This window comes from Streptomyces sp. NPDC058637 (assembly GCF_042717325.1).
GTDB lineage: Bacteria > Actinomycetota > Actinomycetes > Streptomycetales > Streptomycetaceae > Streptomyces.
In genome coordinates this window covers 106,501-118,870 of record NZ_JBHXRD010000017.1, presented here as the reverse complement: position 1 = coordinate 118,870, position 12,370 = coordinate 106,501, and the positions used below count along the sequence as shown (strand labels likewise).

General features: G+C 73.2%; 11 protein-coding genes. 6 read left to right on the top strand and 5 right to left on the bottom strand.

Annotation, left to right across the window (positions count from 1 at the left end; all coding sequences use genetic code 11):
* Window positions 1-84: 84 nt before the first annotated feature.
* A complete protein-coding gene (gene treY / locus ACFWVP_RS19095) occupies window positions 85-2,490 on the top strand; it encodes a malto-oligosyltrehalose synthase (protein ID WP_384498040.1) in 2,406 nt (801 codons plus the stop codon).
* A gap of 22 nt (window positions 2,491-2,512) precedes the next feature.
* Here treY and ACFWVP_RS19090 read toward each other — a convergent pair whose 3' ends face one another.
* The gene (locus ACFWVP_RS19090; RefSeq protein WP_384498039.1) at window positions 2,513-3,079 is read right to left on the bottom strand and encodes an FHA domain-containing protein; all 567 of its coding nucleotides are present in this window, start codon (window positions 3,077-3,079) and stop codon (window positions 2,513-2,515) included.
* A gap of 163 nt (window positions 3,080-3,242) precedes the next feature.
* On the opposite strand from ACFWVP_RS19090, the gene ACFWVP_RS19085 reads away from it, so the two are divergent.
* Both ACFWVP_RS19085 and ACFWVP_RS19080 read left to right on the top strand, forming a co-directional pair.
* The gene (locus ACFWVP_RS19085; RefSeq protein ID WP_384498037.1) at window positions 3,243-4,196 is read left to right on the top strand and encodes a GNAT family N-acetyltransferase; all 954 of its coding nucleotides are present in this window, start codon (window positions 3,243-3,245) and stop codon (window positions 4,194-4,196) included.
* Window positions 4,197-4,476: 280 nt separating this feature from the next.
* A complete protein-coding gene (locus tag ACFWVP_RS19080) occupies window positions 4,477-5,388 on the top strand; it encodes a GNAT family N-acetyltransferase (protein WP_384498036.1) in 912 nt (303 codons plus the stop codon).
* Window positions 5,389-5,435: 47 nt separating this feature from the next.
* Here the strand turns inward: ACFWVP_RS19080 and ACFWVP_RS19075 are convergent, their stop codons facing one another.
* The gene (locus ACFWVP_RS19075; protein ID WP_384498034.1) at window positions 5,436-6,794 is read right to left on the bottom strand and encodes a GH1 family beta-glucosidase; all 1,359 of its coding nucleotides are present in this window, start codon (window positions 6,792-6,794) and stop codon (window positions 5,436-5,438) included.
* 201 nt (window positions 6,795-6,995) lie between these two features.
* Here ACFWVP_RS19075 and treZ point away from each other — a divergent pair, with 201 nt between their 5' ends.
* Both treZ and ACFWVP_RS19065 read left to right on the top strand, forming a co-directional pair.
* Window positions 6,996-8,756: a malto-oligosyltrehalose trehalohydrolase gene (treZ, locus tag ACFWVP_RS19070; RefSeq protein ID WP_384498099.1), complete on the top strand. Its 1,761-nt coding sequence runs from the start codon at window positions 6,996-6,998 to the stop codon at window positions 8,754-8,756.
* Window positions 8,757-8,862: 106 nt separating this feature from the next.
* Window positions 8,863-9,054: a hypothetical protein gene (locus ACFWVP_RS19065; RefSeq protein WP_384498033.1), complete on the top strand. Its 192-nt coding sequence runs from the start codon at window positions 8,863-8,865 to the stop codon at window positions 9,052-9,054.
* 214 nt (window positions 9,055-9,268) lie between these two features.
* Here ACFWVP_RS19065 and ACFWVP_RS19060 read toward each other — a convergent pair whose 3' ends face one another.
* Window positions 9,269-10,399: an aminopeptidase P family protein gene (locus ACFWVP_RS19060; protein WP_384498032.1), complete on the bottom strand. Its 1,131-nt coding sequence runs from the start codon at window positions 10,397-10,399 to the stop codon at window positions 9,269-9,271.
* Window positions 10,400-10,468: 69 nt separating this feature from the next.
* Window positions 10,469-11,104 (bottom strand): nucleoside/nucleotide kinase family protein, encoded by a 636-nt coding sequence (locus tag ACFWVP_RS19055; protein ID WP_384498030.1) that lies wholly within the window; start codon window positions 11,102-11,104, stop codon window positions 10,469-10,471.
* Window positions 11,105-11,237: 133 nt separating this feature from the next.
* On the opposite strand from ACFWVP_RS19055, the gene ACFWVP_RS19050 reads away from it, so the two are divergent.
* Window positions 11,238-11,624, top strand: a complete 387-nt coding sequence (locus tag ACFWVP_RS19050; RefSeq protein ID WP_384498028.1) for a VOC family protein — start codon at window positions 11,238-11,240, stop codon at window positions 11,622-11,624.
* Between the two features lie 249 nt (window positions 11,625-11,873).
* Here ACFWVP_RS19050 and ACFWVP_RS19045 read toward each other — a convergent pair whose 3' ends face one another.
* Complete coding sequence (locus ACFWVP_RS19045) at window positions 11,874-12,344, bottom strand: hypothetical protein (RefSeq protein ID WP_384498026.1); 471 nt, start codon at window positions 12,342-12,344, stop codon at window positions 11,874-11,876.
* Window positions 12,345-12,370 lie beyond the last annotated feature (26 nt).

The following is a 12,370-nucleotide window of genomic DNA, read 5'->3' as shown; positions in this document are numbered from 1 at the left end:
CCGAACGGGTCACCGGGGCGGCGCAGGTGCCCCGGTGACCCGTTCGGTGACACAGAAGCCGCCGGTGTGGGTACGTACGTCCCCATGACGCCCACCGCCACGTACCGGCTGCAGCTCCAGCCGGACTTCCCCTTCGCCGCCGCGGCGGATGCCGTGCCGTATCTCGCCGAGCTCGGCGTCTCCCATCTGCACCTGTCCCCCGTCCTGGAGGCCGTGCCGGGCTCCGGGCACGGCTACGACGTCGTCGACCACAGCCGGGTGCGGGCCGAGCTAGGTGGCGAGGAGGGGTTGCGGCTGCTCTCCGCGACGGCCCGGGCGCACGGCCTCGGGCTGGTCCTGGACCTGGTGCCCAATCACATGGCCGCCGTGCCCCGGCACAACCTGCCGCTGTGGGAGGTGCTGCGCGAGGGGCCGGAGTCCCCGTACGCCCGGTGGTTCGACATCGACTGGGAGGCGGGCGGCGGCAGGGTGCTCCTGCCGGTCCTCGCCGGGCGGATCGGTGAGGAGCTCGGCCGCTTCGGGACCGGCTCCGGGGACGACGGCTCTCCGGTGCTGCGCTACGGCGATCTGGTGTTCCCGCTGCGCGAGGGCACGGCGCACCTGCCGCTGCCGGAGCTGCTCGACGCCCAGCACTACCGGCTCGGCTGGTGGCGTCTGGCCCGTACGGAGCTGAACTACCGGCGGTTCTTCACCGTCTCCGATCTGATCGGCGTCCGGGTGGAGCGCCTGGAGGTCTTCGCCGCCACCCACGACAAGATCCTCGGGCTGGTCATGGAGGGGGTCGCGGACGGGCTCCGCATCGATCATCCGGACGGGCTGGCGGACCCCGCCGGGTATCTGGAGCGGCTGGCGGCGGCCACCGACGGGCGGTGGACCGTGGTCGAGAAGATCCTCACCGGCTCCGAGGTGCTGCCGGCCGGCTGGGCGGTCGCGGGGACGACCGGGTACGACGCGCTGCACCGGATCGACGGGCTGTTCACCGACCCGATGGGCGCGGCGGACCTGCTCGGCCGGTACCGGGACTTCGCGGGTCCGCCCGGAGACCGGGGCGGGTACTGGACGGCGACGGTCCGCCGGGCGGCGTACCACGTGGTCACCCATGAGCTGGCCGCCGAGACCGACTGGCTGACCCGTCTCGCCGTCCGGGCCTGTGCCGGGGACCCCGCCCTCCGTGACCACGCGCCGTGGGTGCTGCGCACGGCGGTGCGCGAGCTGCTGGTCCGGGTCCCGGTCTACCGTCCGTACGTCACCGCGGGCGGTCCGCTCACGGAGACCGCGGAGTCGGCGCTGCCGCCCGAGGCGGTGCGGGACGCCAAGGCGGTGTTCCCGGTGCCGGAGGAGGCGTCGGCCGTGGACGTGGTGCGCGGGCTGGCGCTGGGCCTGCTCGGTGACGGGCCGGAACACACGGCCTTCTGTGCCCGGTTCGCGCAGACGGCGTCGGCGCTGCACGCCAAGTCGGTGGAGGACGCGGCGTTCTACCGTTACGTCCCGCTGATCTCGGCGACGGAGGTGGGCGGTGATCCGGGGCGGCCGGCGGTGAGCCCGGAGGAGTTCCACGCCTTCTGCGCGCGGATCGCCCGTGACTGGCCGGCCACCGGCACGGTGCTGACCACGCACGACACCAAGCGCAGCGGGGACGTGCGGGCCAGGATCGCGGTGCTGTCCGAGTGCCCCGAGCGGTGGTCCTCTCTGGTGGCGCAGCTGACCCGGGCGACGTCCGCCGCCGCCCCGGATCCCCAACTGGCCTGGCAGGCCTGGCAGTCGGCGTACGGCTGTGCGGGCGTGCCGGCCGGGGAGATGGCGGGGCGCCTGGAGCCGGCCATGCTGAAGGCCGTGCGGGAGGCGGGCCTGTCCACCAGCTGGACCGAGCGGGATCCGGCGTACGAGCGGGCGGTGACGGACTTCGTGGCGGCCGGTCCCGGCAGCGACGCGGGCGAGGCGCGGACGACGCTGACCCGGTTCGCGGAGACGCTCGCCCCGTTCGTGCGGGCCAATGTGCTGGGGGCCGCGCTGGTGCACCTGACGATGCCGGGCGTGCCCGATCTGTACCAGGGCACGGAGCGGGAGTACATCGCGCTGGTCGACCCGGACAACCGGCGGCCCTTCGCCCGGCCCGCCGGGGGCCCCGACGAGAAGACGGACCTCACGGCCGCGGCGCTGCGTCTGCGGCGGGAGCGCCCTGAGGTGTTCGGCGAGTCGGGGACGTACGCCCCGCTGGCCGCCCGGGGCCGTGCGGCGGCCCATTGTGTGGCGTTCTGCCGGTCGGGCGAGGCGGTCACCGCGGTGACCCGGCTGTCGCTGCGGCTCGCCGAGGAGGGCGGCTGGGGCGATACGGAGCTGACGCTGCCGGACGCGGGTCCGTGGCGGGATCTCCTGTCCCCGGGGCGAGAGTTCACCGGTCCGGCGGTCGCGGTGGTGGAGCTCTTCGCGGAGCGGCCGGTGGCGCTGCTGGTGAGGACGGCGGGAGGAGGGGGCACGGACCACGGGTGAGCCGCCCGGACCCCGGGGCCGCTCAGGCCGGGGGCGCCGGGAGGGGTGCGGAGAGCCGGAAGACCATCCGGCCGAAGCTCACCTGGTCGCCGTCGCGGACCGCGGCGGCGCCGATGACCCGCTGGCCGTTGACGCAGGTGCCGTTGGTCGAGCCGAGGTCGCGCAGGATCCATCGGCTGCCGTGCGCGGTCAGCTCGGCGTGCAGCCGGGACACCGTCTCATGGCTGAGCCGCAGTCCGTTGCCCGGGTCGCGGCCGATGCGCAGCGGGTGCGGCCCGGGCACGGGCAGCAGGAGCCTGGGCAGCCGTTCGGACTGCCAGGCCCTTCGCACCCCCGCGGGAAAGGCGGAGACGCCGCCCACCGCGCGGTACAGCCGGCGGGACCAGCGTCCCCGGCTCTCCAGGTCGGAGGTGAGCGCCGCCAGCTCCTCGGAGCGCCGGGCCGTCAGGGCCAGTTCCATACGTCGCAGGAACGTGTCGTGGGAGAGCTTTCCCTGCGCCGCGCCGTCTCTGAGCACACCGAGGACACGGTCGCGCTGGGCGTCGGACGGCCGCGCGGGGTACGTGTGGGACTCGAAGGAGGACGTCACAGTGCGATTGTCGGCCCGACAGGGCCGGGGTGTCCAGAACAACTGCGCTTTCGCCCCTCCTGACCTGCGCGGCAGCGCGTAATTCCGAGCGGCCGGAAGCGCCGTGTTGTTAGGGTCGCCCGCCGTCGGCCCTTGCCGGCACCCATGGCACCTAGGAGCCTTCGTGACCCCTGCACCAACGGAACTGACCGTTCGTCCGCTCGCCGGAGCGGACGAACTGGGTCTCTTCTGCCGTCTTTCCTACGTCCTGGACCACGAGCTGGCGGACGACCTGGCCACCGGCCGCCGTCGCCCGGAGTGGATGTGGGTGGCGCTGCTCGGTGACCGGGTCGTGGCCCGTCTCGCCTGGTGGACGGGCCAGGAAGGCTCCGCGCCGCAGCTGCTGGACTTCTTCGACCTGGACGACACGCTGCCGGAGCCGGAGCGCGGCGCGATCGGGCTCCGGCTGCTGGAGACGGCGAGCGCCACGGTCCTGCCCGCCGGGGCGGAGCGGCCCGAGTACGGCCGGTTCATCCCGCCCGACTGGCGTGAGGACCCGGCGGCGCGCGAGGTCGTCGAGGCCCGGATGCGGGTGATGGAGGCGAACGGCGCCCGGCTGCTGGTCGAGCGGCTGCGCCTGGAGTGGCGTGCGGGCACACCCGTGCCAGGGGACTCGGGCCGGCTGGCGTTCCGTCCGGTCACCGGCCGTGAGGACCTGGTCGCTCTGATGGCCCCGGTGATGGAGGGCACCCTGGACGCGCACGGTCAGGCGGACCTGGCGTCGGGGCTCACCGCCCGCGAGGCGGCGGAGAAGCAGTACGAGGAGGAGTTCGCGGACCTGTCGACGCCTCAGGAGTGGTGGCGGATAGCGGAACTGCCGGACGGTTCGCCGGTCGGTTTCGTCGTCCCCGCACGCAACAACTACCACCCGATGATCGCGTACATCGGGGTGCTGCCCGCGCACCGGGGCAACGGCTACATCGACGACATCCTCACCGAGGGCACCAGGGTGCTCGCCGCGCAGGGCGTGGAGCGGATCAGGGCCTCGACCGATCTGGGCAACGTCCCGATGGCGAAGTCGTTCGCACGCCTGGGGTACGTCAACTTCGAGCGCTCGTTCGACATGGTGTGGGACTGAATCGCGTACACGGGGCCGGCCGGTCCGCTCGGCTTCGAGCGGGCCGGCCGGCTCGGTACGTCATGCGGCGGCCGGTCCCTCCCGGCCCGGGATTATTCGGTGGACGGCCGGATCCGGAGGCCGTAGGGTCGGTGTGACAGCCAGGCCCCGGACCCGGAAGGAGGCGAGAGAGATGCGTTCCGCATGCTTCCCGCGCTCCCGTTCCGTCCGCAGGGCGGTGTCGGACTCGGTCTGACCGGGAGCGCCACGCTTCTTGTCACGAGTCCCGGAGGACACACCCATGACCGATACGGTCATTCGCGCGCTCACCCAGAGCGACGCACATCTCTTTGATTCCCTGCAGGACCCCTGCCTGGTGGGCCGTGGCGCGTTCGGCCACCGCTACGCCACCGTGCGGGACGGCGGTGAGTACCGCCCCGAGTGGACCTGGGTCGCGCTGCGCGACGGCGTCGTCGTCGCCAGGGCCGCCTGGTGGGGCGGGCCCCAGGACACCGAGCCCGTGCTGTTCAACTACTTCGACTTCGCCCCGGGCGAGGACGCGGCCGGTGCCGAACTGCTGCGCCGGGCACCGTGGTCCGTCGAGTACGAGCTGATCGTGCCGGCCGGCTGGCGGGAGCTGCCCGAGGTGCGGGCCGCCGCCGCGGCCCGGGTCGCCGCGGCGGAGGCGGCCGGCCTGGAGCTGCTGGTCGAGCGCTACCGCTACGAGTGGACGCCCGCTGACGGTCTGCCCGAGCGGCCCGGCCGGCTGGTCTTCCGGCCGGAGCCGGACGACGAGGTGATCCTGGAGGTCCTGCGCCGCGTCCATACCGTGACGCTGGACGCCCATGCCCGGCGGGCCGTCGAGGGTCCGGGCGGTCTGGAGCAGGCCGCCCGGGAGGAGCTCGACTTCTTCCACTGGTGCCCCTCGCCGCGCTCCTGGTGGCAGCTGGCGTACACCCCGGACGGTGCCCTGGCCGGGATCCACGTGCCCGCCCGGAATCCGGGCGGGCCGTGCGTCGGCTTCATCGGGGTCGTCCCGGAGGCCCGTGGTCACGGCTACGGCTACGACCTGCTGATCGAGAGCACGCACTTCCTCGCCGAGCGGGGCGCGACCTCGATCGCGGGTGCGACCGACCGGGGCAACACGCCGATGGCCCGCGCGTTCGCCCGCGCCGGTCACCGCATCGTGCAGGAGCGCGTCCACCTCGTGTGAGCGTGTGAGCGCCCGTCAGTCCGTGCCGCCGGTGCCGTGAGCGCCCGTCAGTCCGTGCCGCCGGTCCGCTGGGCGCGGATCACGTCGCGGTACCAGGCGTACGAGTCCTTCGGGGTGCGCCGCAGGGTCTCGTAGTCGATGTGGACGAGGCCGAAGCGCTTGCTGGCGCCTTCGGTCCACTCCACGTTGTCGGTGAGTGACCAGGTGAAGTAGCCGCGCACGTCGACGCCCGCGTCGATGGCCGTCCGCAGTGCCTCCAGGTGTCCTTCCAGGTAGGCGATGCGGCGGCCGTCGGCGACGGGCTCGTCGACCGCGCAGCCGTTCTCCGTGATGTAGACGGGCGGCAGCCGGTCGCCGAAGCGGTCCTTCAGCCCGACGAGCGTCTCGGAGAGGCCCTCGGGGACGACGGGCCAGCCGAAGTCGGTCGTCTCGTAGCCCTCGATCTCCCGAATCCCGAAGGGGAGTTCGGCGGGCATCGTGTAGCCGGAGAAGGAGCCGAGGGCTTCGGGTCTCGGTGCGCCGACGAGGGTGGGGTTGTAGTAGTTGACGCCGTACCAGTCGAGTGGGGTGGAGATCACCTTCAGGTCGTCCTCGACCGGTCCCGGCATCAGGGCGGCGAAGCCCTCGTCGGGGTAGCGGCCGTTCAGGACCGGGTCGGCGAACAGCCAGTTGGTCAGGAGGTCGTAGAGCTCCGCGCCCTGCCGGTCCTCCTCGGTGTCCCCGGCCGTCCAGACGGGGCTGTGGGAGAGCGCCATGCCGATGTTGTCGGCGCCGGCGGCGCGCAGCGCCCGCACGGCCAGGCCGTGGGCGAGCAGCTGGTGGTGGGCGGCGGGCAGCGCGTCGAAGAGGAGGGCGCGGCCCGGTGCGTGCTCGCCGAGTGCGTAGCCGAGCATCGTCACCTCGGCCGGTTCGTTGATGGTGATCCACATCGGCACCCGGTCGGCGAGGCGCTCCGCGACGATGCCCGCGTACTCGGCGAAGCGGTAGGCGGTGTCCCGGTTGAGCCAGCCGCCCGCCTCGTCCAGCGGGAGCGGGGTGTCCCAGTGGTAGAGGGTGGGGGCCGGTGTGATGCCGTGGGCGCAGAGTTCGTCGACGAGCCGGTCGTAGAAGTCCAGTCCGGCGGGGTTGAGCGCGCCGCTGCCGCCGGGGACGACCCGGGGCCAGCTGACGGAGAAGCGGAAGGCGTCCGCGCCGAGTCCGGCGAGGAGGGCGACGTCCTCGCGGTAGTGCTCGTGGAAGCCGGTGCCCCGGGTGGTGTCGGTGCCGTCCTTGATCCGGCCCGGCTGTGCGGCGAAGGCGTCCCAGCCGGAGGGCCCCTTGCCGTCGGCGTCGATCGCCCCTTCGGTCTGGAAGGCGGAGGCGGAGGCTCCCCAGAGGAAACCGGGTGGGAAGGTCGGCACGGTCATCTAGGACTCCAGCAGCCGTAAGGGGGACCTTGGATTACTGCCCGGCTTCGCTACGTATGAGCAGAACCCGGTAGGGCAATGATCAGGACCAGACCCTAATCGCCAGTAGCGGGCCGCTCCAGTCTTCGGGGGCCCCGAGTGCGACTTCCGCCGGGCATGGGCCCGTTGACGGGCTTCCGGTTCATGGACGAGGAGTGGTGGATGCAGTTCGAGGTGTGGGCGCCGGAGGCCGGTTCGGCCGTGCTGCGGACGGCGGACGGGCACCGGCCGATGGTGCGCGATCCGCTGCGGGAGGGCTGGTGGACGGCCGAGGCGGAGGCGGCCGACGGTGACCGCTACGGCTTCGCGCTCGACGGCGGCCCCATGCTCCCCGACCCGCGTTCGCGCCGGCAGCCGGACGGCCCCGACGGCGAGAGCGCGGTCGTGGACCAGACGGCGTACGCCTGGCGCAACCCGTGGACGGGGCGCGGACTGCCGGGCGCCGTCCTGTACGAGCTGCACATCGGTACGTTCACGGACGCGGGCACCTTCGACGCCGCGGCCGAACGCCTCGGGCATCTCGTCGCGCTCGGCATCACCCATGTGTCGCTGATGCCCGTCTGTCCCTTCCCCGGCACGCACGGGTGGGGGTACGAGGGGGTGTCGCTGTGGGCCGTGCACGAACCGTACGGCGGTCCGGCGGGCCTGAAGCGCTTCGTCGACGCCGCGCACGGGCTGGGTCTCGCGGTCGTCCTGGACGTGGTCCACAACCACCTCGGCCCGTCCGGGAACTACCTCCCCGCCTTCGGCCCGTACTTCACGGACACGCATCACACCCCGTGGGGATCGGCGGTCAACCTCGACGCCCCCGGTTCGGACGAGGTGCGCGCCTACCTCCTGGGCAGCGCGCTCGCCTGGCTGCGGGACTACCGGCTGGACGGGCTGCGCCTGGACGCCGTCCACGCGCTGGCCGACGGCAGGGCGCTCACCTTCCTGGAGGAGCTCTCCACGTCCGTCGACGCCCTCGCGGCGGAGGTGGACCGCCCGCTCTCCCTGATCGCCGAGTCCGACCTCTGCGACCCGCGTACGACCACGCCACGCGAAAAGGGCGGCCTCGGGCTGCACGCCCAGTGGAACGACGACTTCCACCACTGCCTGCACACCGCGCTGACCGGTGAGTCCCAGGGCTACTACGCCGATTTCGCCGTCGCCCCGCTGGCCGCCCTGGCCAAGACCGTGACCGGCGGGTTCTTCCACGACGGGACGTACTCCGCCTTCCGGGGCCGTACGCACGGCCGTCCCGTCGACGTCACCCGCACCCCGGCCCACCGCTTCGTCGGGTACGCCCAGACCCACGACCAGATCGGCAACCGGGCGCTCGGCGACCGGCTCGCCGCCGGCCTCTCCCCCGGGCTCCAGGCCTGCGCGGCGGCCCTCGTGCTCACCGGTCCCTTCACCCCGATGCTCTTCATGGGCGAGGAGTGGGGCGCCCGTACCCCCTGGCAGTTCTTCACCGACCACACCGACCCGGCGCTCGCCCGGGCCGTACGCGAGGGCAGGCGAAGGGAGTTCGCGGCGCACGGCTGGGCCGAGGAGGACATCCCCGATCCGCAGGACCCCGGCACCCGGGCCCGTTCCTGCCTCGACTGGAGCGAGCCCGCGCGCGAGCCGCACGCCCGCCTCCATGCCTGGTACCGCGAGCTGATCACGCTGCGCCGGGCCATGCCCGACCTCTCGGACCCCGACCTGGCCTCGGTCAGGACGGCGTACGACGAGGAGGCCCGCTGGCTGGCGTTCCGCAGGGGCGATCTGCGGATCGCGGTCAACCTGTCCGGGAAGCCGGCCACCATCGCGCTGGGCGGCGGCCGGCACCGCACCGGCGGGGGCCGGGTGCTGGCCGCCTGGGATCCGGTCGACGCACCGGACGGCGACGGGCTGCTGCACCTGCCGCCGGAGTCGTGCGTGGTGCTTGCCGACGACTGAGCTGGACCGACCGGCAGATGGGGGCGGGCGGAGGAGCGGGGCTGGGTGCGTGCGGCTGGTGCGCTACCTCGGGGCGGCCGGCTGAACCGGGAAGTACCGGCGGGGCATGACGGCCGTGGCGCCCTGCACCCGTGAGGCCCGCCACCAGGAGGAGCTGGGCCGTGAGGCCTGGCGGGAGGGGGACAACGAGGAGACCCGTCGGGTCGTCGAGGCGCTGGTCAGGGTGGCCGAGGAGGCGGAGCGCGCCCCCGCGCAGGTGGCGCCGCGCCGCGCCGGCTCCTGGGCCGGCCCGGGGTGACGGCGCCGATCGGCGGGGCCCGCACGGCCCCGCGGCTGACCGACAGTCCGGGTGCGGTCGGCCGGCAACTGACGCGGATCAGGTGACGCGCCTGGACGAGGCGGGTGCGCGCCCGCTGCCCTACCCGTACGACGTGCTGCACCGCTTCCGTGACCGCGGGACTGAGGGTCCCGCCGCCCTCCGTGACCGCGGGCCGCGGGACCGGTGGCCCTCGCTAGTCCACGATCGCCATCTCGCGCGACGTGGTGTTCAGCCGCCGGCCGCCGTCCTCGGTGACCGTGACGATGTCCTCGATGCGGACGCCGAAGCGGCCCGGAAGATAGATACCGGGCTCCACCGAGAAGCACATCCCGGGCACCAGCGGCTGCTCCTCGCCCTCGATCATGTAGGGCGGTTCGTGGGTGGTGACGCCGATGCCGTGTCCGGTGCGGTGGATGAATCGCTCGCCGTAGCCGAACTCGGTGATCACTGCCCGCGCCGCCCGGTCGATGTCCTGGCAGGCCACCCCGGGCCGCACCGCGCGGCATCCCGCCTCCTGTGCCTCCCGTACGACGTCGTGCACCCGCTGCTCCTCGGCGGTGGGTTCGCCGACGTGGACCGTGCGGGAGGTGTCCGAGCCGTAACCGTGCTTCAGGCCGCCGAAGTCGAGGACGACCATGTCGCCCCGCTCGATGGTCCGGTCACCGGCCTCGTGGTGCGGGCTGGCGCCGTTCGGGCCGGAGCCGACCACGGTGAAGTCGACCTGCGAGTGGCCGAACTCCCTCAGAAGGCCGGCCAGATCGGCGGCGACCTCGGTCTCCCTGCGGCCGGAGAAGCGGACCTTGACGATCTCGTCGTACGTGGCGTCGGCGGCGGCCCCCGCCGCCGCGAGCCGCTCCAGCTCGGCCGCGTCCTTGACGGCGCGCAGCATCGGCAGGGCGGCGGTCAGCGAGGCGTAGGAGGTGTCGGGGAGGCGCTGTTGCAGCGCGAGCAGGTGCAGCGCCCAGGTGTTGTCGCTGACCCCGAACCGCCCCTCGCCGTCGAGCAGTCCGGCGGTCAGGGCGTACGGATCCGAGGCGTCGGTCCAGTCCCGCAGGGTGAGGGCGGGGGCTCCGGTGGCGCGTTCGGCGTCCGGGGCCTCCAGGGCCGGGACGACGAGGACGGGGTCGTGGCCGGCCCGCAGGACGAGGAGGGTGAGGCGCTCGGTGTCCGCGGTCGGCCGGTAGCCGGTGAGGTGGACCAGGTCGGGGCCCGGCGCCACGAGGACGCCCGCGAGCCCCGCGGCGTCGGCCGATTCGGCCGCGCGGACCATCCGGGCCCGGTAGTCGTCGGCGGTGAAGGGTACGGGCTGGCCGGGGCTGGGCATGTGGACCTCCTGGCAGGGCGGAGCGGCACACAGCATCCTGCCCGTACGGCCCGCCGGACGCGACCAGGTTCAGGGCATGTCGCCGACCCGTACGACGAGATCAGCCCGGTCACGGCCGCGCTCGACCAGCCGGGCGTTGGGTTCGTCGGAGACGGCGACCCAGTCCTCGGCCTGCGGACGTGGCTTGCCGAACCGCACATGGCGTTCCACGAGCCTGCGCACCCGGAGGCCCGGATCGGGGTCGAGGAACCACACCTCGTCGAGCAGTCCGCGCACCGCCGTCCACGGATCCTCGTCCAGGAGGAGGTAGTTGCCCTCGGTCACGACGAGCGGGATGTCGCCGGGGACGGGCACGGCCCCGGCGATCGGCTCCTCCAGGCTCCGGTCGAACGCCGGCGCGTACACCGGACCGGGTCCCTCGGGGTTCCGCAGCCGCCGGAGCAGGGCCACGTATCCGGCGGCGTCGAAGGTGTCCGGGGCGCCCTTGCGGCCTGACCGGCCGAGGCGGTCCAGCTCGGCGCCGGCCAGGTGGAAGCCGTCCATCGGGACGAGGGCCGCGCGTCCCTCCAGGGAGTCGACGAGCCGGGCGGCCAGAGTGGACTTCCCGGCTCCGGGCGCTCCCGCGATGCCGAGGACGCGGCGGGTGCCGGGAACGGCGAGGCGGCGGGCGCGGGCCGTCAGCTCGGTGAGATCGGTCGTGTCCATGCAGGGCATTGTCCCCGGCGCGCACAGTGTCCCTGCGCGCACCGGGCGGTGTTGGTTCGGTGCCGGGTAGTGTTACGTATAACCAGCCCTCGCCGGACGCTTCGTCGTCCTCTCCCCGTGCCGAAGGATCACCATGTCCCGCATCGCCCTGGTCACCCTGGTCGTCCACGACTACGACGAGGCCCTCTCCTTCTACACGGACGCCCTCGGGTTCGAGCTGGTGGAGGACACCGACCGGGGTGACGGTTCGCGCTGGGTCGTCGTGCGTCCGCGCGGCACGGAGGGCACGGGGCTGCTGCTGGCCCGGGCCAAGGACGCGGCCCAGTCGGGGAGCGTCGGTGCGCAGACGGGCGGCCGGGTCGGATTCTTCCTGCACACGGAGGACTTCGCGGGCGACCACGCGCGGATGCGGGCCGCGGGGGTGCGCTTCCTTGAGGAGCCGAGGCACGAGGTGTACGGCTCGGTCGCGGTCTTCGAGGACCTGTACGGCAACCGTTGGGACCTGCTGCAGCCCGCGTGACGTCGAGGGGCTTTCGAACAACCCTCGCGGCCCGGCCCCAGCATGCCGAGACGGCACCGAAATGGACACCCGGGCGGGAAACCTGGCCCGAGAGGGCATTTCATCCGGTTGCTTCATCCGGAATCGCTGGATTATGTGCCGTTCATGCACTGCGCCCATCGGGGGTGATTCGGCGGTGAGTGCGCGGGGTGGATCCGCTCGGCGGACCGGATGCACCTGCGAAGACACCCGCCGGCAGGGGGCAGCCCTTCAGCCGTACGGGTTGCGTGCCCAGAATCGAACGGTGTCGCTGCGACGGTCGAACCACAGGTTGGTGGAGTAGTTACTGCCGTCGCGGTCGAGTTCGTGCGACCGGACCCAGCGCGGATTCTTCGGCCCCTCGCCCTCGAGCGGCTGCTCGAACCACGAGGAGAAGCCTTCGGCCGGCCCCTCGGAGACGAAGGTGTGGGCCGCGGCGAGCTCGACGAGTTTCCCCGGTGCCAGCCGGACGAAGCCCGAGATCACGAGCTCCGGCGACGGTATGTCCCGGTCGTTGTCCCGGCTGCTCACCCACTTGGCGTCGGTGAGCGGACCCAACAGCGGGAACGCCCGCTCCAGCGGTGCGGTGTCGGTGTCGGTGTGCCAGTCCCCCTCGGCCTCGTTCGCCACCGACCGCAGGGCCCACACGGCGGGAACGGCAGCCAGCGCCACCCCGATCCCGACCACCTTCCGTCGCTCCACCGCGATCCCCCTCACGCGTGACTTCG

Coding starts and splice junctions, on each gene's coding strand:
- treY (WP_384498040.1), top strand. CDS start 85: ATGACGCCCACCGCCACGTACCGGCTGCAGCTCCAGCCGGACTTCCCC.
- ACFWVP_RS19080 (WP_384498036.1), top strand. CDS start 4,477: ATGACCGATACGGTCATTCGCGCGCTCACCCAGAGCGACGCACATCTC.
- ACFWVP_RS19075 (WP_384498034.1), bottom strand. CDS start 6,794: ATGACCGTGCCGACCTTCCCACCCGGTTTCCTCTGGGGAGCCTCCGCC.
- treZ (WP_384498099.1), top strand. CDS start 6,996: ATGCAGTTCGAGGTGTGGGCGCCGGAGGCCGGTTCGGCCGTGCTGCGG.
- ACFWVP_RS19065 (WP_384498033.1), top strand. CDS start 8,863: ATGACGGCCGTGGCGCCCTGCACCCGTGAGGCCCGCCACCAGGAGGAG.
- ACFWVP_RS19060 (WP_384498032.1), bottom strand. CDS start 10,399: ATGCCCAGCCCCGGCCAGCCCGTACCCTTCACCGCCGACGACTACCGG.
- ACFWVP_RS19055 (WP_384498030.1), bottom strand. CDS start 11,104: ATGGACACGACCGATCTCACCGAGCTGACGGCCCGCGCCCGCCGCCTC.
- ACFWVP_RS19050 (WP_384498028.1), top strand. CDS start 11,238: ATGTCCCGCATCGCCCTGGTCACCCTGGTCGTCCACGACTACGACGAG.